The following is a 26,251-nucleotide window of genomic DNA, read 5'->3' as shown; positions in this document are numbered from 1 at the left end:
GTGGGAGGGTTTCTCCAGCATTTACTTCTTTACCTGCACCTGTTTGCCGTGAATGCGGTTAATATCACGCCAGATGGTTGCATAATCTCTGCACTTCGCCAGATTCTCTTCCCAGCAATGCAGCAAAAATTGTTCTGGCTCGGCAACATCCCGGCTTAACAGCTTGAATATCCAACGATTCCAGACATACCACTTGAAAAGCCACATGATTTCACTCCGCAACGCGACCGGTGTTGAACTATATCAGCCTCAGTTTGATGCCGTGTGGCAACTATTGCGATGTCGATGAATAAGTCAGCGTCGTGCCTCTCTGGTTGTGTGCAGAGAAGATTTATTATTTTCTCAACCACTTACCATTGATGCCCTGGACGTACTCCCCTGGTTTAGCCCGAGCGACCAGCTTTTGTCCGGCCATTTTCGCCACTTCATCTGGAGGAATGTTATTGCTCTCAGCCAGTTGCTGATAGCTGGCGCTGCGTGCTTTATTAATCTCACTCACCAGCGCCTGCGTTTCGGCGTCGGTTTGCAATGCCACCAGATAACCATTAAGCGTTTCGCCCACCCGCCCCTGGGATCTGGCTTCATTCAAGGTCAATGCCCACCCATTGCCACTGAATAAACTCAATGCCACCAGGATCACTGCAAGCTGTTTTTTCATCGTGACCTCAGAACAAATCGCTGCGCGATTTTAATAAGCTCTCAACGTCTTTATCGACTTTGATATGGATCTCATGCTCGATTTTGACGTTCATATTAATAGTGATCGGCTCTTTAGGCGCAGCCACTTCGATTCTGGGTGTGCACCCGATCAGCAGAGATGAAGCCAGCAGACCCAGCATGGCAGCTATCGTTTTCATTGTTGTTCCTCACATTCCTTGCCTTCCGGGCAATGGGATTCCGGCAGCGCTGCATTTTGTTCAAGCCATGCCTGTAAATTGTCGCCAAAACGCAAACTACGCCATAGCGTAAAGACGTTTTCCTCATGGGTGTAATTCAAATTAACCGTCCCCACTTTGCCATCCACCCGGCTATTGCCAGTTACGGTTGCCTGCATGGTTAAGACACCGAGATTATCCAAATTTATTTTCGTCCAGGAATGGCTTATTTCCATATAACGCAGCCAGTTAATGGCCGCACCAGCTGCCATATTATCTTTGACGACGGCATCCGCCGTGTCTTTATCAATACGCAGCGTCATAGGCCCCGGGTTGGTCAGCCAACCGTCTTTAATGATCCACTTTTCGTTATCCAGCCATAACGGCAACGCACCGCTGACCGGGCCAGACATGGCGAATTGCTTGGGATTAACCGCGCTGATAAGCTCGCTGGAAGAGATATTTTGCACCCGTAATAATGCCGGATCGTGCTGCGGCATCCGCAGTTGTTGCATGATGACTTTGCCCCCCAGCAGTTCGGCGCTGACATCGCTTAACAGTAACGGATTGTCTTCACTCCAGGGATACGCCCCCTGTAGATCGGCGGCGATATTTTTCACCGTCACCTGATTCACCACTTCCGCAATACGCAGTGAAATAGGTCCACGCGTACCCAGTTGCCATGCGCCTTCACTAAACCGGAAAGGCAACACAAAATCGACGCCATTAATTTGGTTATCGGGCATCCAGGCGCTACCGCCTTTTAATACCCCATGGCCGCCCGCTTCAAAGCCCTGTTCCGGGGCAGCCGAAAACGCAACCTGCGCATACAGTTCACCTTCACGTAGCTTCATTTTCCAGTCTGGTGGGATGAGCGGTTGGAATACGGTGAGCGATTGTTTTGGCCACCAGGCCTGTCCGCGCAGGCGGATCCCGTCCCAACGGCCATTTACCTGTACTGGACCTATCGCGCCCGCGTGAAGCTGGCCTTTAAACTGGAAAATCGTCGGGTCGGTGCCTTCCACGCTGAACTTCAGGGTTGACGGCGGTAACACGCTCCCCCCGGTAAAAGTGGTGTTCCCTGCGTCCAGCGACAGCGCGCCGCTAAAAGTCGGTTTGTTGGCATCCCGTACCCAGATGATCGGCTCGTCCATCACCAGGCGTGGGGTTTCTACCTTCATGGTGCCGTATTGCAGGTGGTCAAATCCGGTGGAGAGATCAAAAAGCTTCAGGGTGTTGTCATGCCATTCGCCCTTACCCGCCACGTCCCAACGCGCATGCATTGGCGTAAAGCTGCCTTTGCCCCAGTACCGCCACTGCCAGCGACCCGCGTCAGGGAGAAAATCATTTGCCAGACCATCCAGATGCAATTCAAAACCGCCCATCTGGTTTTCATGCGCGCGCAATATAGCCTGCAGACGGCCATCTACGCCGCGCTGCGTTACTTTTACGCCCGCCAGCGGCCAGCGAATTTCGTCAATATCCAGCGAGTCAATCACCCGTCCACGCGAACGCAGCAGCGCTCCTGGCTCGAAAGCCAGCTGCGGGTCGTTCAGGCTTCCGGTGAGTCTGGCGGGTAATTTGGCGTAAAAGATCAGGTCACCCTGTTTCGCCTCGCCTATCAACTGTAACGGCATGTCGCTACTATCCACACCCAGCTTACCCGGCCCCAGCGTTAATACGGCGTTTCCTTTACCTGCATCGCCTTGGGTCAGTATGTTCAGACGCCCGCTCACCACCGCATTTTCCAGCCCGGCCTGCCAGTTTTCAACTTTCATGCCCAACCGCCCGCTGAGCGGGAATCCCTGATAAGGCCAGTTCCAGCGACCGTCGCTGATGGTTAATTGCTGACGGGTTATTTCCCACGGAAGATCGAGCAACGGATCGGCATTATCCCGCGCCATGACGATCAGTTGTCCGCTGTTTTCTTGCCACTCCAGTTCGGCGTCCACCAGTGAGGGCTCCTGCGGCAAGCTCAGAGTAGCAACCGCATGACCGCTCACCGGTAGTCCATCAGGAACCAGCGGCATGGTAAATTCACCAACCAGTTTTACCGGCGGTTGCCCTTCAAACGCGGCTATATCCAGCTCATTTACCGTGAGATTTTGCCCGCGCAGACGCCCCTGAAATTTCACTTTTTCACCCTGGTAGCGCAGTTGCTGGGTCGATGGCGTTAGCGAAAGAGACAGTTTTCCCTGCCACTCCTGCCAGGGGGAGAGAATAACTTTGTCGATGTTAATCCAGGTATTGGGCAGCATCGATTGCCATTCAGCCAGCGTTTTGGGCGCTGCCGGAGACGCTTCTGTCTGCGGTAATTTAGCCAGGCAAGCGGAATCCAGCTCAATTGTCCCGACATTAAGCAACCAGCGGCTGGGATGGGAAAGATCGGCCTGAGTAATGCGCGCTAGCGGGCAATCATCGACCAGATAGCGGAGTTCCGGGATATGCAGCCCATGCCGTGTCAACCGTGGACTCTCATCCAGCGCGATGCGCGTGCCAACAGGTAACCAGACGCCCACCAGCGTAGGAACCCACAGGCCAAGCGTCATGACCAACGTCAGCGGCACGAGAATCAATAATAAGAGAAGTGCCAGAGCGGCTTTATATTTACCCTTCATGGGTAGTTAATATCCTGATTTAGCGAAAATTTAAGCCGGTTTAGGCCAGTATTGTGGCATGTTTAACAGGATATGCCCACATTAAGAATAAATTCCCATGAAGTATATGCACTATTTATCAATCAACGAGAATTAATAAAATAATAATCAATTCAATAAGATAGTGCGTTATTCTATATGGCACGCTGTTACACGTGCCGTCGGGAATATAAAGAACTCAGACTCAATGAGGCCTCAGTTCTCCATCGCTATGTTTAGGTCCTAAACGACCAGCCTCTATCAGAATTTCCTCAATGAGCTCTTCGAGGCACTCCCTACCATGATGATCGCAGACCAGATGTACCTGCCGGGAAATCTCCTCAGGTTTCATACCATCACATAATGCCGCCTTAAGCATTAAGGTGGCCCATCGCTTTGCTTCAGAGTGAGTTAACATGACCCCTCCCGATATTTGCTACCTGTATAAGCGTAGCTGTCTGGATGTGATTCGGCTGGCTTTTTACCTGCATCGATTACGGGTATTGAGTTGGACGGAAAAATATCCAGTTGTTGAAATTGAGTAACCTGCCCACACTAACAACAGATGCGCTGAAATTATTCATTACGCCTATGACTATCAATAACTTTTTAGATTTTGTAAAATAATTTGAATTGGATTAATGTGACGTCAAAATCACTGGAGAAAGTCTTATGAAACTCGCCATCTATAGTACAAAACAGTACGACAAGAAGTATCTGCAGCAGGTTAACGAGGCTTTTGGTTTTGAACTTGAATTCTTTGACTTTCTGCTGACGGAGAAAACAGCCAAAACAGCCCATGGCTGTGAAGCCGTCTGTATCTTCGTCAACGACGATGGCAGCCGCCCGGTTCTGGAAGAGCTGAAAAAGCATGGCGTGAAATATATTGCGCTGCGTTGCGCCGGCTTCAATAACGTCGATCTCGACGCGGCAAAAGAGCTCGGCCTGCAGGTCGTCCGTGTGCCAGCCTATTCACCGGAAGCCGTCGCTGAACATGCGATTGGCATGATGATGACGTTGAATCGCCGTATTCACCGCGCCTATCAGCGTACTCGTGATGCCAACTTCTCCCTTGAGGGGCTGACCGGCTTTACCATGTATGGCAAAACGGCTGGGGTGATCGGTACCGGTAAGATTGGGATTGCGGCACTGCGGATCCTGAAAGGTTTTGGGATGCGTCTGCTGGCGTTTGATCCCTACCCAAGCGCTGCCGCACTGGAGTTAGGCGTTGAATATGTCGATCTTAAAACGCTGTTCGCGGAGTCCGATGTCATCTCCCTGCACTGTCCGTTAACGCCGGAGAATTATCACCTGCTCAATCACGAAGCCTTTGAGCAAATGAAAAATGGCGTGATGGTTATTAACACCAGTCGCGGGGCATTGATCGATTCGCAAGCCGCTATCGATGCGCTGAAAAACCAGAAAATTGGTTCTCTGGGTATGGACGTGTATGAAAACGAACGCGACCTGTTCTTTGAAGATAAATCCAATGACGTGATTCAGGATGATGTGTTCCGCCGTCTGTCGGCCTGTCATAACGTGCTGTTCACCGGTCACCAGGCGTTCCTGACTGCCGAAGCATTGACCAGCATTTCTGAGACCACGCTGCAAAATCTGGCACAGATCTCCAAAGGCGAAACCTGTCCAAACGCCCTCTTCTAATCCTCGTGCTCCCCTGGATTCAGGGGGGCATTTTCAGATAATCACCGATGCTAAAATCTTCAGTATCATTATTATATTGAATGTATTCCCGTCACAAACGTAGAGAAATTGAATGAAAAAAGTTGTCACGTTGATTGCGCTCAGCATGCTGATGGCTGGCTGTGTGAGCAATGGAAAAGTTTCCGTCAATCGCGAACAGTTGCAGCATCACCGCTTCGTTTTGCAGAGCGTGAATGGTAAAGCCGTCACCGTCGCTAATAACCCACCCGAATTGAGTTTTGGCGAAAACATGACGGTATCGGGAAAGATGTGTAATCAATTCCACGGTCAGGGCAAACTGTCCGACGGCGAGTTGAAGGTTAAAGATATGGCGATGACCCGCATGATGTGCGCCGATCCGCAGCTTAACGCGCTCGACGGGATCGTCAGCGACATGTTTAAGCAAGGCGCACAGGTCGATCTGACTGCTGACCAGTTAACACTGGCGACAGCAGAACAAACGCTGACGTATAAACTCGCGGATTTAATGTAGGAAACGCGGTGGCTTAATAGTTGCCACAGCTTCCGGCGGCAAGCGACTGCTCACTACAGCGTTTGCCGTTGGGTAACGCACACATTCCGATAGCTGAACCATCCAGCTGACGGGCAACGGAGAGCGAACCACCAATCATGGCACAATTAGCTTCTCCAGAACTGGACATTGCGGCCTTCATCCCCGGTGCGACATGCGCGGCGGTTGCCTGCTGAACAGGTTCACTACTACAAGCCGATAATAATAACGCGGCACACCCTACCCAAAACGCTGCGCGCATCTTACTCCCCTCTGAATATTAACCAAACGACACAGCCATAAATAATAGGCAGCGGAAACACCGCCGTCGAGAGGCAATATGCGCATTTATGCGCACCGTTTACATTTTCTGGCAATTTTTTGGCTGCTCCTTTGATCAAACCATTCATTCTGTTTATTCGGGGGACACAAAAGCGAAAATCTGTCTTTAGCGCTTTTGCTAAACTAAAAGGATAACTACAGGATTCGCCGCTGTTACGCGTGTCCCTTTTTTTGCGCAATGTAAGGGTGTCAGTATGATCACAATTGACGGTAATGGTGCGGTTGCTTCGGTCGCATTTCGTACCAGCGAGGTTATCGCCATCTACCCGATTACGCCCAGTTCGACGATGGCTGAACAGGCGGATGCCTGGGCCGGGAACGGGCTTAAAAACGTGTGGGGGGATACCCCTCGTGTCGTAGAAATGCAGTCGGAAGGCGGTGCGATAGCGACCGTTCACGGCGCGTTGCAGACCGGTGCGCTCTCTACGTCGTTTACTTCATCGCAGGGCCTGTTGCTGATGATCCCGACGCTGTACAAACTGGCTGGTCAGTTGACTCCGTTTGTGCTGCACGTTGCGGCGCGTACGATTGCCACTCACGCATTATCCATCTTTGGCGATCATTCAGACGTGATGGCGGTGCGCCAGACGGGATGCGCAATGCTGTGCGCCAGCAGCGTTCAGGAAGCACAAGACTTTGCGCTAATTTCGCAAATGGCCACCCTGAAAAGCCGGGTCCCGTTTATTCATTTCTTTGATGGTTTTCGCACATCGCATGAAATTAATAAAATAGTGCCGCTGGCCGATGACACAATCCTCGGGCTGATGCCGCAGGCAGAAATCGATGCTCATCGCGCGCGCGCGCTCAACCCGGAGCATCCGGTTATTCGCGGTACGTCTGCGAACCCGGACACCTACTTCCAGTCACGCGAAGCAACAAACCCATGGTACAACGCGGTTTACGATCACGTAGAACAGGCGATGAACGATTTCGCTGCTGCGACGGGCCGTCAGTACCAGCCATTTGAATACTACGGTCATCCGCAGGCAGAACGCGTCATTATTTTGATGGGCTCGGCGATTGGAACCAGTGAAGAAGTCGTCGAAGAGCTGCTGGCACGCGGCGAGAAAGTTGGCGTTCTGAAAGTGCGTCTGTTCCGCCCATTCTCTGCCAGACATTTACTGCGCGCCCTGCCGGAAACGGTACGGAGCATCGCCGTCCTGGATCGCACCAAAGAGCCCGGCGCGCAAGCTGAACCGTTGTATCTGGATGTAATGACCGCGCTGGCGGAAGCCTTTAACTGCGGCGAACGAGAAACGCTACCGCGGGTGATTGGCGGGCGTTATGGCCTTTCTTCCAAAGAGTTTGGCCCGGACTGCGTCATGGCGGTCTTTAATGAGCTGAGTATCGCGAAGCCGAAATCTCGCTTTACGGTCGGTATCTATGATGATGTCACCAACCTGTCGCTACCGTTACCGGAAAACACCCTGCCCGGTACCGCGAAGCTCGAGGCACTGTTTTACGGGCTGGGCAGTGACGGTAGCGTGTCGGCCACCAAAAACAACATCAAGATTATCGGTAACTCTACGCCGTGGTATGCGCAGGGTTATTTCGTCTATGACTCGAAAAAAGCAGGCGGTCTGACGGTTTCTCACCTGCGCGTTAGTGAACAACCTATTCGCTCAGCGTATCTGGTGTCGCAAGCCGATTTTGTTGGTTGTCACCAGTTGCAATTTATCGATAAGTATCAGATGGCTGAGCGCCTGAAACCTGGCGGTATATTCCTGCTTAATACCCCGTACAGTGTGGATGAAGTCTGGACACGTCTGCCGCAGGAAGTTCAGGCTGTTCTGAATCAGAAGAAAGCGCGTTTCTACGTGATTAATGCGGCCAAAATCGCCCGCGAGTGCGGTCTGGCTGCACGTATTAACACCGTTATGCAGATGGCGTTCTTCCATCTGACGCAAATCTTACCAGGCGACAGCGCTCTGGCTGAATTGCAGGGTGCGATTGCGAAAAGCTATAGCAGTAAAGGACAGGATCTGGTTGAACGTAACTGGCAGGCGCTGGCCCTGGCGCGTGAATCCGTCGCCGAAGTGGCGCTTCAGCCGGTTGACTCACATAGCGCTAATCGCCCACCGGTGGTTTCTGATGCCGCACCTGATTTCGTGAAAATCGTCACCGCGGCAATGCTCGCCGGTCTGGGCGATGCTCTCCCCGTTTCAGCGCTGCCGCCAGACGGCACCTGGCCGATGGGCACCACGCGTTGGGAAAAACGCAATATCGCCGAAGAGATCCCCATCTGGAAAGAAGAGCTGTGTACCCAGTGTAACCACTGCGTAGCCGCCTGCCCGCACTCGGCTATCCGCGCCAAAGTGGTTTCACCAGAAGCGATGGAAAATGCCCCTGCCAGCCTGCATTCTCTGGATGTGAAATCACGCGATATGCGCGGTCAGAAATATGTCCTGCAGGTTGCGCCAGAGGATTGCACCGGGTGTAATCTGTGCGTTGAAGTATGCCCGGCGAAAGATCGCCAGAACCCGGAGATCAAGGCCATCAATATGATGTCGCGCCTTGAGCACGTGGAAGAAGAAAAAGTTAACTATGACTACTTCCTCAATCTGCCGGAAATCGATCGCACTAAACTGGAACGCATTGATATTCGTACCTCGCAGTTGATAACGCCGCTGTTTGAGTACTCTGGGGCCTGCTCTGGCTGTGGTGAAACGCCGTATATCAAATTGCTTACGCAGTTGTACGGCGACCGCATGCTGATCGCCAATGCGACCGGCTGTTCATCAATTTATGGCGGTAACCTGCCCTCAACGCCTTATACCACCGACGCCAATGGTCGCGGGCCTGCGTGGGCAAACTCCCTGTTTGAGGATAACGCCGAGTTTGGGCTGGGCTTCCGCCTGACGGTGGATCAGCACCGTGTACGCGTCATGCGTTTAGTGGAACAGTTTGCTGATAACATTCCGGCTGAACTGAATGACGCCCTGCACGATGAAGCTACGCCAGAGGTGCGCCGTGAGCAAGTTGCAGCACTGCGCCAGCACCTGAAAGATGTCGACGGCGCACAGCAGTTGTTAACCGATGCCGATGCGCTGGTCGAGAAATCTATCTGGCTGATTGGCGGTGATGGCTGGGCTTACGATATTGGTTTTGGGGGACTGGATCACGTCCTGAGCCTGACCGAGAACGTCAATATTTTGGTACTGGATACCCAGTGTTACTCCAATACAGGCGGACAAGCGTCGAAAGCTACGCCGCTCGGGGCCGTCACTAAATTTGGTGAGCATGGCAAGCGCAAAGCTCGCAAAGATCTTGGCGTCAGTATGATGATGTACGGGCACGTGTATGTTGCACAAATCTCTCTGGGCGCGCAGTTGAACCAGACGGTGAAAGCTATCCAGGAAGCGGAGGCCTATCCAGGTCCGTCGCTGATTATCGCCTATAGCCCATGTGAAGAGCATGGTTACGATCTCGCACTAAGCCATGATCAGATGCGTCAGCTCACGGCAACCGGGTTCTGGCCGCTGTACCGCTTTGATCCACGTCGAGCAGATGAAGGTAAGCTGCCGCTGGCGCTGGACTCTCGCCCACCGTCTGACGCCCTGGCCGAAACATTGCTTAACGAGCAGCGCTTCCGTCGCCTGAACGCCCAACAGCCAGAAGTCGCAGAACAGCTCTGGAAAGACGCCGCAGCCGATCTGCAAAAACGCTACGACTTCCTTGCGCAGTTAGCTGGAAAAGCGGAAAAGAGCGGTACCGAGTAATGCGTTTATCTCAGTATTAACCTGGAACTAAAAAAAAAGCCCGAACGGTTGTTCGGGCTTGTCAATTTATTCGCTGGCTAATTAATAATAGCTATCAATACGTCAACGAAAAATAAAACGTGACAATAAAGGCATATAACACGCGCAGAATAGCCCAACACAATTCACTTGTATAATTTTTATTTTATATATTTACCATCCATACATTCACCACAATTATCATCATTTCCGTAGAATTATTTCTTTAAGATTTTACTTAAGGCGTAACAATTCATATTTATCCCTTTACGGAACTTCTCCTTTAGCATGCTTTTACTCCCTACATGGGTAGTCACAGGTTAATAAAAAAACTAAAGGATTATTTCAATGAACAGAAAAGTACTGGCTCTCGTAATTCCTGCCCTGCTGGCTGCAGGCGCTGCTCACGCGGCTGAAGTTTATAATAAAGACGGCAACAAATTAGATCTCTATGGCAAAGTAGACGGCCTGCATTATTTCTCTGATGACGCTAACAGTGATGGCGATCAGACTTATATGCGTATGGGCTTCAAAGGCGAAACTCAGGTTAACGATATGATTACCGGTTACGGCCAGTGGGAATATCAGGTTCAGGCTAACGGCACCGAAGGTGATAAAGGCGACTCCTGGACTCGTCTGGCATTCGCAGGTATTAAAGTCGGCGACTACGGCTCATTCGACTACGGCCGTAACTACGGCGTAATGTACGACGTTGAAGGCTGGACTGATATGCTGCCGGAATTCGGTGGCGACTCTTACACCAAAGCAGACAACTTCATGACCGGTCGTGCGAACGGCGTGGCGACCTACCGTAATACCGACTTCTTTGGTCTGGTTGACGGTCTGAACGTGGCGTTGCAGTACCAGGGCGCGAACGAAAATCAGTCACCAGAGCAGGAAGGTACCAATAACGGTGGCGACGATCGTAACATGAAGAACTCCAACGGTGACGGCTTCGGTATCTCCTCGACCTACGATTTGGGTATGGGTGTAAGCTTCGGTGCAGCATATACCTCTTCTGACCGTACTAACGAGCAGGTTAACGATTCTACCGCGGGCGGTGATAAAGCTGACGCGTGGACAGTCGGTCTGAAATACGACGCGAACAACATCTACCTGGCAACCATGTACTCCGAAACCCGCAACATGACCCCTTATGGTGGCTCAAACGGTAGTGATAATACGATTGCCAACAAAACTCAGAACTTTGAAGTGACTGCACAATACCAGTTCGACTTCGGTCTGCGTCCGGAAGTTTCTTTCCTGATGTCTAAAGGCAAGGATCTGGGTGTAAACGGATCTGATGGCGACCAGGATCTGGTGAAATATGCATCCGTAGGCGCTACTTACTACTTCAACAAAAACTTCTCCACCTATGTTGATTACAAAATCAACCTGCTGGATGAAGATAAAAACTTCTACAGCCAAAACGACATCTCTACTGATGACGTAGTAGCACTGGGTATGGTTTACCAGTTCTAATCCGTCAGCCCGCTGGCAACAGCGGGCTCTCTTTATGTTCTAACAATTCTGTTTTATCCAGATCAAAACATTATATCTGTTGCGCTAAAACACATCTCTGATAGATGATATCTTGCATTAAGACCTGTAGTAGAGGATACCTGCAATGAATCATCATCCTGTAAAATCATCCCGTATTGCATCCGTCGGCTATGACGAATCCTCCCGCACGCTAGAAATTCGCTTTCACCAGTTGTCTACTCTGCAATATCAGCATGTCCCTGCTCGTATTTTTCGTGATTTCCTGAGCGTCGTTTCTAAAGGTCGATTTTACGATGGAGTAATAAAAGGAAAGTTTCCTGAAATAAAAATAAAGTGATGCCAAAATGTGATCTTTGTCATTGTACATAAAGTGCCATTACGCGGTAAGCTTTGGGTGGATACTTAAACAGGAGGTTTTATGAACAGAACGATTCTTGTACCCATCGATATTTCAGACTCAGAATTAACTCAACGTGTTATTGCCCATGTTGAAGCAGAGGCAAAAATTGACGATGCACAGGTTCATTTTTTGACCGTAATTCCGTCACTGCCCTATTATGCTTCCCTGGGATTGGCCTACTCGGCAGAGTTACCGGCCATGGAAGATCTGAAAGCCGAAGCAAAATCTCAACTGGAAGAGATTATCAAGAAGTTCAATATCCCAATGGACAGAGTGCACGTTCATGTCACAGAAGGTGCGCCAAAAGATAAGATTCTGGAGATGGCCAAAAAATTACCGGCTGATATGGTCATTATTGCCTCACATCGCCCTGACATCACCACCTACCTGCTGGGGTCTAACGCCGCAGCCGTGGTACGTCATGCGGAGTGTTCGGTACTGGTAGTCCGCTAAGCTGTCTGGCCCGCACATCGCTGCGGGCTTTTTGTTTCTACCTGTTATACCCCACGATTCCTGTCCTAAATGTGCTGACATTTTTCCCGCTTATCCGTACCATACACGCCACAGTTTTTATATCAGACTTCTTTTGCCGGACTATCCGGCGTGATGCATACTCTTCTGATGCCACACTATGAATTGAGCCTCTATTAAATGTCGCAAAATCAAGATATTAGCAAGAAAGAACAATACAACCTGAACAAATTGCAAAAACGTCTGCGCCGTAACGTGGGCGAAGCCATTGCCGACTTCAATATGATCGAAGACGGCGATCGCATTATGGTGTGCCTTTCCGGGGGGAAAGACAGCTATACCATGCTGGAGATCCTGCGTAATTTGCAGCAAAGCGCCCCGATCAGTTTTTCCTTAGTTGCGGTTAACCTCGATCAGAAACAACCTGGCTTCCCGGAGCATATTCTGCCGGAATATCTGGAACAACTGGGCGTGGAGTATAAGATTGTCGAAGAAAACACCTACGGGATCGTCAAAGATAAAATCCCTGAAGGCAAAACGACCTGCTCGCTCTGTTCTCGCCTGCGTCGCGGCATTCTGTACCGCACGGCAACTGAGTTAGGCGCCACCAAGATTGCGCTCGGTCACCATCGCGACGACATCCTGCAAACGCTGTTTTTAAACATGTTCTACGGCGGGAAGATGAAAGGTATGCCGCCGAAGCTGATGAGCGATGACGGTAAACATATCGTTATCCGTCCGCTGGCTTACTGCCGTGAGAAAGATATTGAGCGTTTCTCCGAAGCGAAAGGTTTCCCGATTATTCCATGTAATCTGTGCGGCTCACAGCCTAACCTGCAGCGTCAGGTCATTGCCGATATGCTGCGCGACTGGGACAAACGCTATCCAGGGCGTATTGAAACCATGTTCAGCGCAATGCAGAACGTTGTACCTTCACATCTGAGCGATATCAATCTGTTCGATTTCAAAGGTATCAGGCACGGTTCAGAGGTTGTGGACGGCGGTGATTTAGCGTTCGATCGTGAAGAGATCCCGCTGCAGCCTGCGGGCTGGCAGCCAGAAGAAGATGATGCTCAACTGGATGAGCTGCGCCTGAACGTCGTGGAAGTGAAGTAAGTCGATAGTACCGGATAAGCGGAGCGCCATCAGGCGCTCCGACGAGTGGTTATTTCAATAACCGAACCCGGCAAGTCTTGCCTTTTATCTTACCGTTTTGCAATTGCTTCCATGCCTTATGCGCTACAGTCTGGCGAACCGCGACATAGACATGCGCCGGATGAACGGCAATTTTGCCGATATCGGCGCCTTCCAGACCAATATCACCGGTCAGCGCGCCGAGAACATCGCCGGGACGCATTTTAGCCTTTTTACCGCCATCAATGCATAACGTCGCCATCTCAGCTTCCAGCGGCAGGATTGGGCCGTTAGCTGGGGCTGGCAGCCAGTTCAGCTTCAGTTGCAGCATTTCAGAAAGAATATTGGCCCGCTGCGCTTCTTCCGGTGCACAGAAGCTAATCGCCAGACCACTGTTGCCAGCACGCGCGGTACGTCCGATACGATGGACGTGGACTTCCGGATCCCACGCCAGTTCGAAGTTAACCACCAGCTCAAGTGATTTGATATCCAGACCACGCGCGGCCACATCGGTAGCAACCAGAATGCGCGCGCTGCCGTTGGCAAAACGTACCAGCGTCTGATCGCGATCGCGCTGTTCAAGATCGCCATGCAGTGAGAGCGCGCTTTGCCCCGCCGTATTCAGTGCGTCACACACGGCCTGACAATCTTTTTTGGTATTACAAAAAACTACGCATGATGCAGGTTTATGCTGACTGAGCAATTTTTGCAGCAGCGGAATTTTGCCGTGGCTGGAAGTTTCGAAAAACTGCTGCTCAATCGCCGGCAGCGCGTCAACGGTATCAATTTCGATCGTTAATGGATTTTGCTGCACCCGACCACTAATGGCGGCAATGGCTTCAGGCCAGGTCGCAGAAAACAGTAAGGTCTGACGCGAAGCTGGCGCAAAGCGAATGACATCATCAATCGCATCGCTAAAGCCCATATCCAGCATGCGATCGGCTTCATCCATCACCAGCGTATTCAGGGCCTCCAGAGAAACAGTGCCTTTTTGCAGATGGTCGAGTAAACGCCCTGGCGTGGCGACAATAATATGTGGCGCATGCTGCAGGGAGTCACGTTGTGCGCCAAAGGGCTGCCCACCGCACAACGTTAAGATCTTGGTGTTAGGCAGAAAGCGCGCTAAGCGACGCAGCTCACCCGCCACCTGGTCAGCAAGCTCGCGCGTTGGGCACAGCACCAGGGACTGCGTCTGAAACAGCGCGACATCAACATGCTGTAATAATCCAAGACCAAAAGCCGCCGTTTTGCCACTGCCGGTTTTAGCCTGCACGCGAACATCTTTCCCCGCCAGAATTGCCGGTAACGCAGCAGCCTGAACAGGCGTCATTTCAAGATAACCCAGCTCGTTAAGATTCTCGAGTTGGGCAGCAGGTAAAACATTCAGGGTTGAAAAAGCGGTCACAATTTAATCTCGCGGTAAAAACTCACAATCAGCAGGCGCGTATCCTCGCAGATCTGCGCCCGCGATGCGACAATTTAATCGGCTCTTCATCCGGTGGCGGATCCGGCATTGGCTGCGGACGAGGTATGGGATCGGGAATGGGAACCGGGTCGGTCGGTAGCGAATCAGTGTGCGGCGTTGCAATCAGACAGTTCATATACCCCTCCAGTTATTCAGGTTGGCTCTTTTAGGGTAGACGCTGATTTCCTGCAGGCAAAAAAAAGCCGACTAATCTAAGTCGGCGTCGTACGAATCAATTGTGCTATGCAGTAATTCAAAAAAGGAAGTAAGACAATATGGAGCGCAACGCCCATCGCTTGACGTTGCATTCACCTGCGAGAGAGATATTGCCCCGAATAGGTAGATGGTTTATTGACTTCGCTCAAAAACCAGGACGTTTTCATGCGCAAAAGTCACTAAAAAACGTTGTTGTTACAACCATTTACTACGATGCAACCATAAAGTAACACCACCAATCAGGACCACTAACAGAATACAAAAAAGTGAGAAGCCAAACTGCCAGCCACCGCCAGGGATACCGCCGAGGTTAACGCCAAACAGCCCGGTTAAAAATGTGCTGGGAAGAAAAACCATTGCCATCAATGACATTGTATACGTTCGGCGAGCCAGAGACTCCTGCATAACCTGCGCAATTTCATCCGCCATAATACCAGTCCTGGCAATGCAGGCATCTATTTCATCCAGCCCTCTCCCTAGCCTGTCAGCGATATCCTGCATCCGCCGCCGATGGTCGTCGGTCATCCAGGAAAAACGTTCGCTCGCCAGCCGGGAATAGACATCGCGTTGAGGCGCCATATATCGGCGCATCACAATTAACTGCTTACGCAGCAATGCCAGGAAACCACGCGGCGGAATCTGCTGATCGAGCAGGTTATCTTCCAGATCGATAATCTTATCGTGCAATTGTTCGATAAACTCACTGGCATGATCGGTTAGTGCATCGCAAACATCCACCAGCCAACTACCACAATCAGCCGCTCCCGTGCCTTCCTGGAGATCGCTGACCACATCATCCAGCGCCAATACTTTACGCTGACGCGTTGAGACAATCAGACGTTCATCCATATATAAGCGCATCGCAACCAGTTGGTCAGGTCGCTCGTCGGTGCTGCCGTTAATACAGCGCAGCGTAATCAACGTACCTTCCCCTACCCGGCTTACGCGTGGGCGCGTGCTTTCACCCGCCAGCGCATCACGCACGTTATTGGGAAGTAAAGGCGTTGTCGCCAGCCATTGCGCGCTTTCAGGATGGGTATAATTAAGATGCAGCCAGCAGGGATGTTGACTGTCGATAACATCGTTATCTTCCAGTGGCTTCACCCCACCACGGCCATCCAATAGCCAGGCAAACACGGCATCCGGCACATTAACATCCGTTCCCTTAATGGCTTCCACAGCGCCTCCACAAACATTCAGCTTTTTTCGTTAGTCTAGCTGTCAGAATATGTTAAGCAATATCTCATTGTCCCATTGTGCTGAAATGATTCATAAAAAGTATCTGATAATAAGAAAAGCGCCGACGAATGCGGCGCTGGTTACGAGATGCCCGTCTCAGGCCCGCTGGCGTCTCTCTGATTCAAGCGCATGACTTAAGCGAAATTTATGCGTTCGCGATTGAAGGTCAATCACCTGATTTTTCAGGATACCTGAGGAGTCAGAAAGCTCATCAACCATAATGGCATTACTTTGGGTGACGTTCTCCAGTTCGGCCAGAGCATGGGTAATTCTGATTATTCCTTTCTCCTGCTCCTGCGTAGTGGTTAATATCTCGCCCATCAGTTGGTTTAATTGCCCGGCCCCCCCGACAATATCATGCATGTTTTTCTCAGCTTCACGCACAATAGCAGCGCCTTGCTGAACATTTTGATGGGTTTGGGCAATCAGTTGCTTAATATTCTTAGCTGCATCTGCACTGCGGTGTGCAAGCATTCTTACCTCACCGGCCACCACAGAAAAACCTTTGCCATGTTCACCGGCCCTTGCAGCTTCCACAGCAGCATTCAATGCCAGAATATTGGTCTGGAATGCAATACCATCTATCAGCGTAATAATTTCTGTCATTTGCTGTGCGCATTCGGTGATTGAACGCATATTTGTCGCAACCTGCACCATTAATTCGCCACCCTGACGGGCGCATTGCGTGGCAATTGTTGCCTGGGCGCTGGCTATTTGCGTGTTATCAGCATTATTCCGCGTATTAACCGCTATTTCATCCATGTTGGCAGCCGTCTGCATTAATGCTCCGGATTGCTGTTCTGTTTTCACTGAAAGCTCGGCGCTGCGTTCCGCCAGCTGTTCAGAAAGCGCCATCGCCGTTTGCGAGGATGTTCTGATCTCATTAACGAGTGCTGAAATATTACTTGATAAGCTATTGATGCCAGGAATTAGTCTACCCGCACAGTTATTACCAAATTCGGGAATACTGATTGCCAGATTCCCGGATGTTACCTCTTCAATGCTTCTTTTAACCGTATTAATCGGCATGACCAGATATTTCGTCATGTACCACCACAAACATAATATAGAAACAATGCTTACCGCATTAGTGCCAATAATAATTTCTGGGGTAGCCGAAAAAATTATTTCAACAACATTGAGCGCAACCGCTGTAATGAGCAGAAATAAAATAATAAAGGTTCTGACGCTAATATCATTTAACATTTTAACCCTGTGCACCAAGAAATAACGTGGATGTTATTTTTATAGCATCTGCAATACAGATTTCCATTGCTCTGTGACGAAAGCTGAACTTTCAATGAGAGCCAACAGACCTTTAACTTAAGTCAATAAATTACACTGTCCATTTATAATAGTTCAGCACTTTATCCCGCCAATGGCGGTAATGTTCCCCACCATCAGATTATTGTGATGGCGAGCACGTGACGAGCATAAAACACACAGAAACATAATTTTTATGAATGCTTATATAAGTAATGGCTTATCATTTTCAATATCTTGCTCTTCGCTCTAATACTCATTGTAAAAACACAAGAACATTCCTGGTTTTATCAGGTTAACTGGACAAAACCTGCTAGATTTATCATCACGGCTTTTTTTCGATAGGTAGTAAGATGTTGCACGTGTCGTGGGACCCTGTATTGATTGGGATTTCCTTTGTTGTCGCGTTTATTGCCTCCTTTATTGCCCTCGACAGTGCGGGTAAGGTAGCAATCTCCAGCAAACGTGAATCTACCTTCTGGCGGCTATCTGGCGGCGCTACGCTGGGTATGGGGATCTGGTCGATGCATTTTATCGGTATGCTGGCCATGAAAATGACTATGCCGATCAATTATCACCTATCACTCACCGCGTTTTCGTTCTTTATTGCGCTCATTTCTGCAACCCTCGCCATCAATATCGCTATTTCCGGTAATACGTTATCAACAAAACGACTGGTCATTGCCACCAGCATATTGAGTGCCGGCGTTGTCACGATGCACTACGTTGGCATGTATGCCATTATCGAACATGTGGCCATCTCATGGGATCGCTCGCTGATATTGCTCTCTGTAATTATTGCCGTCGTTGCGTCTGGCGTAGGTTTATGGCTCGCCTTCCATTTACGCCAAAACACCCGTCGCGTGCTGATTAACCGACTTATTGCTGCCCTTATTATGGCGCTGGCAATTGCTTCTATGCATTACACCGGTATGGGAGCGGCAACGTTCACCCATTTTGGACACACTGCGCACGATGGGCTCAGTACGCTGGAACTCTCTGTCTGGGTCTGCGCCGTAACGCTGATTATTTTGGGTATCATGCTGGTCGTCTCGATGGTGGATTCACAACTGCGCACTTCCCGACTGGCTGACAACCTGCATCAGTTGAACTGCCAGCTTGAACATCAGGTCCACTTCGACGCGCTGACCGGACTAGCTAATCGAACGCAAATAGATACCCGCTTACAGGCCTGCCTGCGGCATTCCAAATTGCATCAACAGCGTTTCGCGTTGGTATTTATTGACCTCGATCGTTTTAAAGTCGTTAACGATACCTGGGGGCATCACATCGGCGATCAACTGCTGATTGCCAGTACACAGCGTATCTACAGTTGCCTTGATGATTCAATGACGCTGGCAAGACTGGGGGGAGATGAATTTATCCTGCTGGTTCCAGACTGCAACCAGCAGGCTATCTCCGCCTTGCTTGCGCGAATTTCAGATGCGATCGGTGACCCCTTTACCTTATTCGGTCATACCATTCGGATTTCGTTAAGTGCGGGGAGCAGTATTTATCCCGAACATGGCTCGACACTGCATGAGCTAAAAGTGAAGGCCGATATGGCGATGTATCATGTCAAACAAGCGGGCAGAAACGGCTGGGCTATTTATAGTCCCCAGATGGAAGCTATCGCTGATACGCCGCCGACATTTCTACAGGAACTTTCACAAGCGCTTGAACGCAACCAGTTTGAGCTATGGTATCAGCCTAAATATACCGCCGGAGATCATTCCCTGACTGGTTTTGAAGCGTTATTACGCTGGCATCATCCGGAGCGCGGCATGCTGCTACCGGCTGAATTTCTGCCTGAGCTGGAAGAAACGGGCCTGATTATTCCCGTCGGCAAATGGGTTATCCAACAGGCATGTTTGCAGTTGCATCAGTGGACATTACAAGGGAATACAGAATGGACGCTCGCCGTTAACCTCTCCCCCGCCCAGTTTGAACAGCATGATATTATTGATGTTGTTTGTAACGCCCTGGCGCAATACCAACTTTCACCTGCCTGTCTCACGCTGGAGCTCACGGAGAGCACTGCACTTAAAAATTTTAAACGCAGTATTGAAATCCTGAATGCTTTTTCGGCATTGGGGATCACCGTTTCTATTGATGATTTCGGCACTGGTTATTCAAATATATTGATGTTGAAGTCACTTCCGGCACGGGAATTAAAAATCGACAGGATATTTGTCAAAGATATTAGCGAGAACAGTAAAAATACAAAAATTGTGTCTACCATTATTGACATAGCTCACTCCATGAATATGCGCGTGGTGGCTGAAGGAATAGAAACCCAGGAGCAGGAATTACTTCTTACCCAGATGGGGTGTAGCATGCTGCAAGGTTTCCTGTTTGCAAAACCGCTGCCAGCGCATAAGATTCATGAACTGATCCAATCAGAAAACAGCATCAAACAAAAGCCAGTCGTACAACCCTTGTCTCACCGACAATCAATAACTTTGTGAGACTGTAATATCTAAAATATTCGCCATTAAACGGGCAACACAGCAGATAAAGATAACGGGATTATCGATGAGCACAACCGAGCTGCATTCACTGGATTTGTTAACCTTTCCGGTGTGGATTGTTTCGCCACAAACCGAAGAACTGGTGTTCGCTAATATCGTTGCACGTGAGTTAATGCAGGATCTCTGTTTTTCCCCACTGCGCAAGGGCATATTCTCAACGCATTCTCAAAATGATTTAACCATGTATCTCAGTGACTTGAGCAATCATCATCACGTTGTTGAGATCCTCACGGTTTACCGCGATGGTGAGGAAATCGCGTTGGCCAGCCGCCTGTCCATTAAATCTCTGCCGGGCGTGGGGGATGTTATCCTTTTCGAAGGCATTGAAACGCCTACTGCGCAAGGTCTGAAAGCCAGCCGTTCAGCAACTTATCAACGAAAAAAACAGGGCTTTTATGCGCGTTTTTTCCAGACCAACTCCGCGCCAATGTTACTGATTGATCCGTCCCGCGATGGCCTGATCGTTGATGCAAACCTCAGTGCCCTGAATTTTTATGGTTACAACCTTGATGTGATGTGCCAGAAACATACCTGGGAGATCAACATGCTGGGCCGCCATATATTGCCGGTGATGCATGAAATCGCCCATCTGCCCGGCGGCCATAAGCCTTTGCACTTTGTCCATAAACTGGCAGACGGCACCTCACGTCATGTGCAAACCTACGCCGGACCGATTGAAATTTACGGTAATAAACTCATGTTGTGCATTATTCATGACATTACCGAACAAAAACGGCTGGAACAGGAGCTTGAGCATGCCGCTCTGCGTGACCCCTTAACGGGATTACTTAATCGCCGACATTTTTATCAGGTAACCGAGCCGGAGCAGACGCATGCGGTATCATTGACGCAGGACTACAGTCTGTTGTTGATCGACACCGATCGTTTTAAAAGCATTAACGATCTCTTCGGTCATTTAAAAGGCGATGAAGTGCTTTGCGCTCTGGCCCGCACACTGGAATCCTGTGCACGAAAAGACGATCTTATTTTTCGCTGGGGTGGTGAAGAATTTGTGCTGCTGCTGCCGCGAACCTCGCTGGATGTCGCCCTCAATCTTGCAGAAGTGATCCGCGCAACGGTAGCCAAGGTTACTCTCCCTGGTCTTCCCCGCTTTACCGTCAGCATTGGCGTTGCGCGGCACGAAACGAACGAAAGTATTGATGAATTATTCAAACGCGTGGACGACGCGTTGTACAAAGCCAAGCACGAAGGCAGGAACAGAGTATTGGCCGCCTGATGAATACGTGGCTCAACGGCTGCGCTTAGCGTGACGCTCCCAGTTTTCCTGTTTTGCCTGCGCGGTTTTACGTAATGCCACATAGCATGCCCCGCTGCCGCCGTGATGCGGCAAAGCGGCGCAGTAGGCCTGGACGTCATCAAATTCTGTCAGCCAGCGCGCCACATAGCTGCGAACAATATTGGCATGAGCGTTATCGTCACGCCCCTTACCGTGTATCACCAGCACATTACGTAATCCATCTTGCTGTGCCTGCAGAATAAAACTGAATAGCATCTGGCGGCATGTTTCTACGGGCTGGCGGATGAGATTAAGGCTCGCCTGCTGCGGATATTTTCCGGTTCGCAGTTTGTCAGTCACGCCGTGCTGTAAACCTTCGCGACGAAACTCCAGCGGCTCGTTCAACGGGATAATATCGAGAAACCCCGTCGTGAGAAAGTTATCCAGTTGAAGCGTATCGATACGCGCCGGAGTGCGGATATTACGCGTTGGCTGCCAGTGTACATCGGCGCAGCCCTTCAGCGGTTGGACATCCCCCATAGCATCCAGAAACAGCGAAGCATCATCAAGGTTCATGTTTCTTCCTCCAGCGAATTACGACGAGCATTATCATAACCGCGCACTATTATACCGACAACGGTTTACGATTATTTCCAATAATTCACCCGGCTCGCTCCGCTGAAAAGATCTACTCACGACATACAGATATCCGTTTTTAGGGGTATAGCTGCAACTGTTGCTGGCGTGATAATGTGTAACCTCGCCTGAACGCTGTAATGAGAGAAACGGATGCTGAACTTACTGGAAGACACCATCGACACGCCGCTAGGCCCGCTGTGGGTTATTTGTGATGAGCAATTTCGCCTGCGCGCGGTGGAATGGGATCAGCACCGCGATCGCATGGAACAATTGCTGGATATTCATTACCGCACAGAAGGTTATCAGCGTATTACAGCCAAAAACCCTGGCGGATTAAGCGATAAACTGTCGGAGTATTTTGCCGGGAATCTCAGTATTATTGACACGCTGGAAACGGCAACGGCTGGCACGCCTTTCCAGCGTGAAGTCTGGCAAGCATTACGCACTATCCCGTGTGGGCAGGTCATGCACTATGGTCAACTGGCCGAACAGTTAGGGCGCGCCGGTGCTGCAAGAGCCGTCGGTGCGGCCAATGGCGCCAACCCGGTAAGCATTGTGGTCCCCTGCCATCGCGTCATTGGGCGTAACGGCACCATGACTGGATATGCTGGCGGCGTGCAGCGAAAAGAGTGGTTATTGCGTCACGAAGGCTATTTGCTACTCTAGAATCCAGGCAATTAATGCCTTATTCGTCACACTTTCGCATAATGTGACCACAAATTAAATGCGGTTAATCAAGGAGATACAAACATTCATTCCGGTTATACCTGAATTATTCTCTATTGGGAGTAGCTCAGACTTACGTGCTCACCAAAAAGATGTTAAAATTGACAAATATCAATTACGGCTTGAGCAGACCTATGATCCCGGAAAAGCGAATTATACGGCGCATTCAGTCTGGCGGTTGTGCTATCCATTGCCAGGATTGCAGCATCAGCCAGCTTTGCATCCCGTTCACACTTAACGAGCATGAGCTTGACCAGCTCGATAACATCATCGAGCGCAAAAAGCCTATCCAAAAGGGGCAAACGCTCTTTAAAGCAGGTGATGAACTTAAATCACTCTACGCTATCCGCTCCGGAACGATTAAAAGCTATACCATTACCGAGCAAGGCGATGAGCAAATTACCGGCTTCCATCTGGCGGGTGATCTGGTCGGTTTTGACGCGATTGGCAGCGGACATCACCCGAGCTTTGCCCAGGCGCTGGAAACCTCAATGGTTTGCGAAATTCCTTTCGAAACCCTTGATGACCTGTCCGGAAAAATGCCGAATCTGCGTCAGCAGATGATGCGTCTGATGAGTGGCGAAATCAAAGGCGACCAGGATATGATCCTGCTGTTGTCGAAGAAAAATGCAGAAGAGCGCCTGGCGGCCTTTATCTACAACTTGTCTCGCCGCTTTGCCCAGCGCGGGTTCTCGCCTCGTGAGTTCCGCCTAACCATGACCCGCGGCGACATCGGTAACTACCTGGGTCTGACGGTTGAAACCATCAGCCGCCTGTTGGGTCGTTTCCAGAAAAGCGGTATGCTGGCAGTAAAAGGCAAATACATAACTATTGAGAATAGCGACGCGCTGGCAGTTCTTGCTGGCCACACGCGTAACGTAGCGTAATCTTTCCGCAAGCATTTCTGTTATCCTTCTGTCAAATCGCTAAATTTTCCCGATTTATTGATCTGGCAGGAGGTTCTCCCCTGTTTCAATCCACATTATTGGGTTACTCTTTTAATTACAAACTGCGATGACAGTTGTAAGGAGACCCTGTATGGCTATGTATAAAAATATGCTGGTCGTCATCGATCCAAACCAGGACGATCAACCAGCATTACGGCGAGCTGTTTATTTGCATCAACGGATTGGTGGCAAAATTAAAGCCTTTTTGCCAATCTATGACTTTTCCTACGAGATGACTACCCTGCTGTCGCCCGATGAGCGTACGGCAATGCGTCAGGGGGTCATCAGCCAGCGAACAGCATGGATCCGTGAACAAGCAAAATACTACATCGAAGCAGGGATCCCTCTTGAAATTAAAGTGGTATGGCATAACCGTCCCTTTGAAGCCATCATCCAGGAAGTCATTAGCGCTCAGCATGACCTGGTCCTCAAAATGGCACACCAACACGACCGCCTCGAAGCCGTAATTTTCACGCCTACCGACTGGCATTTATTGCGCAAATGTCCAAGCCCGGTATGGATGGTTAAAGATCAGCCATGGCCTGAAGAGGGTAAAGCGCTGGTTGCGGTGAACCTCGCCAGTGAAGAGCCTTATCACAACGCGCTCAATGAAAAACTGGTCAAAGAGACGCTGCAACTAGCAGAACAGGTTAACCATACTGAAGTGCATCTGGTTGGCGCCTACCCTGTTACGCCAATCAATATCGCAATTGAACTACCTGAGTTTGACCCCAGCGTTTATAACGACGCGATCCGTGGACAGCATCTGCTGGCCATGAAGGCGTTGCGCCAGAAATTCAGTATCGATGAGAAAGTGACGCACGTTGAAAAAGGATTGCCTGAAGAGGTCATTCCTGATTTAGCCGAGCACTTGCAGGCGGGTATTGTAGTACTGGGTACCGTCGGTCGTACCGGTATTTCTGCCGCGTTCCTTGGTAACACCGCTGAACAGGTTATCGATCACCTACGCTGCGACCTGCTGGTCATCAAGCCGGATGAATATCAGACGCCAGTTGAACTGGATGACGAAGAAGACGATTAACCACACAACTCAATGCCGGATGGCGATCTCATCCGGCATAACAAACGCTTAGTGTTGCTCCTCGCCGCCGAGGAAATAGATTCCCAGCGGGATAGCCAACAGAATCGTAAACACCATGCTGTAGACACAAATCATTGCCGATTGAATGGCGTACATTGAAGCGGTCCAGTCGGATAGCGGAATGTCATACTGTTCAATCACACCACCGATCGTCGCTCGCGTCACGACCGACGCTGCGATAATAAACACCCCAAGCAGGCACAACAGAAACTTCCGTCCCTTCGCTGTCTTCAGCTTAGCCATGATCATAGTACTGTCCTTTTGCAGATGAAAACCTTGTTACTTTGCGCTAACAATACCATGACATCAACTGACTGTCTGCTACATAAACCGCTTTCAGGGTGGATACCAGCGCTATTTCGCCGAAAATAGCGCTAATTGCATTATATATCTCCCCTATGGATTAATGATCTGACCGCCAGAACTGAGTAAAATATTCGAGGATTAGGATATCAGAAGATATTTCACTACCACGGAGCTGTTGGAAGAATCATGATCGCTGAACTGTTTATAAATAATGCGTTTAATTTGACCGTAATTCTCAGCTGCTGTGCCGCGCTGGTTCTGATGAGCGTCTGGTATCATCGTGGAGAGCGTCGCTGCAAAGGATTCATATTTCATGCCGCGCAATTTTTTGTCTATGCCATTATCATCGGGACGTTAGGCAGTATTGCTAATAACGTTATCGAAAATTACAACCTGAAATTTATCTCCTCCAGCGTGGTCGACTTTATCTGCACCTCGTTGATTGCGCTGATCCTTACCATCAAACTTTTTCTGGTAATTAATCAGTTTGAAAAGACGCAGATTAATAAAGGCAGAGATATCACCAGCGCGAGGATCCTGTCGCGCATCATCAAAATTACCATCGTGGTTGCCATCATTTTGCTGTATGGCGAACATTTCGGTATGAGCTTATCCGGCCTGTTAACCTTCGGCGGCATCGGCGGTATCGCTGTAGGTATGGCAGGCAAAGACATTCTGAGCAACTTTTTCTCAGGGATTATGCTCTACTTCGACAGACCCTTTAGCATCGGCGACTGGATCCGCTCCCCGGACCGCAATATTGAAGGTACAGTTACGGAAATCGGCTGGCGAATGACCAAAATAAACACCTTCGATCATCGTCCGTTATATGTCCCGAACTCGATTTTCTCCTCTATCAGCGTAGAAAACCCAGGAAGGATGACGAATCGCCGCATCAAAACGGTGATCGGGTTACGATATGAAGATGCTGATAAAGTCAGTGCCGTTGTCGAGTCGGTCAGAGAAATGCTGCAAAACCATCCGGGAATAGACCAGAAACAAACCCTGCTGGTTTATTTTAATGAATTCGCCGATTCATCGCTGAATATCATGGTGTATTGCTTCACGAAAACCACCGTGTGGCAGGAATGGCTTGCGGTACAGCAGGACGTTTATTTAAAGATTATTTCGATAGTCAAGGCACACGACGCCGACTTTGCGTTCCCCAGCCAGACGCTGTATATGGATAATCCTGAAGTATCGCCATCGACACACTAACAAAAGAAAAGGCGCGGAAATCCGCGTCTTTTTTCTGCACTTATTTCAATGA

Annotated in this window: 24 protein-coding genes; 13 read left to right on the top strand and 11 right to left on the bottom strand. The window is 49.9% G+C overall.

The window, feature by feature from the left end:
• Positions 1-21 precede the first annotated feature (21 nt).
• The 4 genes from HV237_RS11680 to HV237_RS11665 all read right to left on the bottom strand — a co-directional run bounded on the left by HV237_RS11680 (position 22) and on the right by HV237_RS11665 (position 3,493).
• Positions 22-207 (bottom strand): hypothetical protein, encoded by a 186-nt coding sequence (locus HV237_RS11680; protein ID WP_016153181.1) that lies wholly within the window; start codon positions 205-207, stop codon positions 22-24.
• A 127-nt stretch (positions 208-334) separates the two neighbouring features.
• Positions 335-658: a YdbL family protein gene (locus HV237_RS11675; RefSeq protein WP_016156611.1), complete on the bottom strand. Its 324-nt coding sequence runs from the start codon at positions 656-658 to the stop codon at positions 335-337.
• A 7-nt stretch (positions 659-665) separates the two neighbouring features.
• Positions 666-857 carry a YnbE family lipoprotein gene (locus HV237_RS11670; RefSeq protein ID WP_016156612.1) on the bottom strand — a complete coding sequence of 64 codons (192 nt, stop codon included), beginning with the start codon at positions 855-857 and terminating at the stop codon, positions 666-668.
• Positions 854-3,493, bottom strand: coding sequence for a YdbH family protein (locus HV237_RS11665; protein ID WP_047358115.1), 2,640 nt, complete (start codon positions 3,491-3,493; stop codon positions 854-856). Before HV237_RS11665 ends, HV237_RS11670 begins: the two co-directional genes overlap by 4 nt.
• A 690-nt stretch (positions 3,494-4,183) precedes the next feature.
• Between HV237_RS11665 and HV237_RS11660 the strand changes: the two genes are divergently transcribed.
• Both HV237_RS11660 and hslJ read left to right on the top strand, forming a co-directional pair.
• Positions 4,184-5,173: a 2-hydroxyacid dehydrogenase gene (locus tag HV237_RS11660; protein ID WP_003833196.1), complete on the top strand. Its 990-nt coding sequence runs from the start codon at positions 4,184-4,186 to the stop codon at positions 5,171-5,173.
• Between the two features lie 112 nt (positions 5,174-5,285).
• Positions 5,286-5,705 (top strand): heat shock protein HslJ, encoded by a 420-nt coding sequence (gene hslJ / locus HV237_RS11655; RefSeq protein WP_016153186.1) that lies wholly within the window; start codon positions 5,286-5,288, stop codon positions 5,703-5,705.
• Positions 5,706-5,718: 13 nt separating this feature from the next.
• On the opposite strand, the gene HV237_RS11650 is transcribed toward hslJ, so the two are convergent.
• On the bottom strand, positions 5,719-5,985 hold the full coding sequence (locus HV237_RS11650) for a DUF333 domain-containing protein (RefSeq protein WP_003020360.1): 267 nt from the start codon (positions 5,983-5,985) through the stop codon (positions 5,719-5,721).
• A gap of 274 nt (positions 5,986-6,259) precedes the next feature.
• On the opposite strand from HV237_RS11650, the gene nifJ reads away from it, so the two are divergent.
• The 5 genes from nifJ to ttcA all read left to right on the top strand — a co-directional run bounded on the left by nifJ (position 6,260) and on the right by ttcA (position 13,292).
• A complete protein-coding gene (gene nifJ / locus HV237_RS11645; protein ID WP_181541824.1) occupies positions 6,260-9,784 on the top strand; it encodes a pyruvate:ferredoxin (flavodoxin) oxidoreductase in 3,525 nt (1,174 codons plus the stop codon).
• Between the two features lie 366 nt (positions 9,785-10,150).
• Complete coding sequence (gene ompC / locus HV237_RS11640; protein ID WP_016156616.1) at positions 10,151-11,284, top strand: porin OmpC; 1,134 nt, start codon at positions 10,151-10,153, stop codon at positions 11,282-11,284.
• 145 nt (positions 11,285-11,429) lie between these two features.
• Positions 11,430-11,642 (top strand): KTSC domain-containing protein, encoded by a 213-nt coding sequence (locus HV237_RS11635; protein WP_016153189.1) that lies wholly within the window; start codon positions 11,430-11,432, stop codon positions 11,640-11,642.
• A gap of 81 nt (positions 11,643-11,723) precedes the next feature.
• Positions 11,724-12,158 (top strand): universal stress protein UspF, encoded by a 435-nt coding sequence (gene uspF, locus HV237_RS11630; RefSeq protein ID WP_047358113.1) that lies wholly within the window; start codon positions 11,724-11,726, stop codon positions 12,156-12,158.
• Between the two features lie 198 nt (positions 12,159-12,356).
• Positions 12,357-13,292 (top strand): tRNA 2-thiocytidine(32) synthetase TtcA, encoded by a 936-nt coding sequence (gene ttcA / locus HV237_RS11625; RefSeq protein WP_016156617.1) that lies wholly within the window; start codon positions 12,357-12,359, stop codon positions 13,290-13,292.
• A 49-nt stretch (positions 13,293-13,341) separates the two neighbouring features.
• Here ttcA and dbpA read toward each other — a convergent pair whose 3' ends face one another.
• The 4 genes from dbpA to HV237_RS11605 form a co-directional block, all read right to left on the bottom strand.
• Positions 13,342-14,715 carry an ATP-dependent RNA helicase DbpA gene (gene dbpA / locus HV237_RS11620; protein WP_047358112.1) on the bottom strand — a complete coding sequence of 458 codons (1,374 nt, stop codon included), beginning with the start codon at positions 14,713-14,715 and terminating at the stop codon, positions 13,342-13,344.
• Positions 14,716-14,743: 28 nt separating this feature from the next.
• Positions 14,744-14,911: a hypothetical protein gene (locus HV237_RS11615; RefSeq protein WP_016153197.1), complete on the bottom strand. Its 168-nt coding sequence runs from the start codon at positions 14,909-14,911 to the stop codon at positions 14,744-14,746.
• Between the two features lie 275 nt (positions 14,912-15,186).
• Positions 15,187-16,170, bottom strand: coding sequence for a zinc transporter ZntB (zntB, locus tag HV237_RS11610; RefSeq protein ID WP_016153198.1), 984 nt, complete (start codon positions 16,168-16,170; stop codon positions 15,187-15,189).
• Between the two features lie 156 nt (positions 16,171-16,326).
• Positions 16,327-17,436, bottom strand: coding sequence for a methyl-accepting chemotaxis protein (locus tag HV237_RS11605; protein ID WP_047358111.1), 1,110 nt, complete (start codon positions 17,434-17,436; stop codon positions 16,327-16,329).
• A gap of 410 nt (positions 17,437-17,846) precedes the next feature.
• On the opposite strand from HV237_RS11605, the gene HV237_RS11600 reads away from it, so the two are divergent.
• Together HV237_RS11600 and HV237_RS11595 are read left to right on the top strand one after the other, a co-directional pair.
• The gene (locus tag HV237_RS11600; RefSeq protein WP_047358110.1) at positions 17,847-19,961 is read left to right on the top strand and encodes an EAL domain-containing protein; all 2,115 of its coding nucleotides are present in this window, start codon (positions 17,847-17,849) and stop codon (positions 19,959-19,961) included.
• Positions 19,962-20,028: 67 nt separating this feature from the next.
• Entirely contained in the window at positions 20,029-21,261 is a 1,233-nt protein-coding gene (locus tag HV237_RS11595; RefSeq protein WP_016156622.1) for a sensor domain-containing diguanylate cyclase, read from the top strand.
• Positions 21,262-21,273: 12 nt separating this feature from the next.
• Here the strand turns inward: HV237_RS11595 and smrA are convergent, their stop codons facing one another.
• A complete protein-coding gene (gene smrA, locus HV237_RS11590) occupies positions 21,274-21,837 on the bottom strand; it encodes a DNA endonuclease SmrA (RefSeq protein ID WP_016153202.1) in 564 nt (187 codons plus the stop codon).
• 213 nt (positions 21,838-22,050) lie between these two features.
• Between smrA and ogt the strand changes: the two genes are divergently transcribed.
• The 3 genes from ogt to uspE all read left to right on the top strand — a co-directional run bounded on the left by ogt (position 22,051) and on the right by uspE (position 24,615).
• Positions 22,051-22,566: a methylated-DNA--[protein]-cysteine S-methyltransferase gene (ogt, locus tag HV237_RS11585; protein ID WP_016153203.1), complete on the top strand. Its 516-nt coding sequence runs from the start codon at positions 22,051-22,053 to the stop codon at positions 22,564-22,566.
• Positions 22,567-22,760: 194 nt separating this feature from the next.
• Entirely contained in the window at positions 22,761-23,513 is a 753-nt protein-coding gene (gene fnr / locus HV237_RS11580) for a fumarate/nitrate reduction transcriptional regulator Fnr (RefSeq protein WP_003020397.1), read from the top strand.
• A 151-nt stretch (positions 23,514-23,664) separates the two neighbouring features.
• A complete protein-coding gene (gene uspE, locus HV237_RS11575; protein WP_016153204.1) occupies positions 23,665-24,615 on the top strand; it encodes a universal stress protein UspE in 951 nt (316 codons plus the stop codon).
• Between the two features lie 48 nt (positions 24,616-24,663).
• Here the strand turns inward: uspE and HV237_RS11570 are convergent, their stop codons facing one another.
• Entirely contained in the window at positions 24,664-24,924 is a 261-nt protein-coding gene (locus HV237_RS11570; RefSeq protein WP_003020403.1) for a DUF2534 family protein, read from the bottom strand.
• A 243-nt stretch (positions 24,925-25,167) separates the two neighbouring features.
• Here HV237_RS11570 and HV237_RS11565 point away from each other — a divergent pair, with 243 nt between their 5' ends.
• On the top strand, positions 25,168-26,199 hold the full coding sequence (locus tag HV237_RS11565; RefSeq protein ID WP_047358109.1) for a mechanosensitive ion channel family protein: 1,032 nt from the start codon (positions 25,168-25,170) through the stop codon (positions 26,197-26,199).
• Positions 26,200-26,251: the final 52 nt, after the last annotated feature.

Source organism: Citrobacter sp. RHBSTW-00570 (genome assembly GCF_013739755.1).
In the GTDB taxonomy this organism is placed as follows: Bacteria; Pseudomonadota; Gammaproteobacteria; order Enterobacterales; family Enterobacteriaceae; genus Citrobacter; species Citrobacter braakii.
The sequence above is the reverse complement of the archived record's forward strand: the minus strand, read 5'-3'. Positions and strand labels throughout refer to the sequence as shown.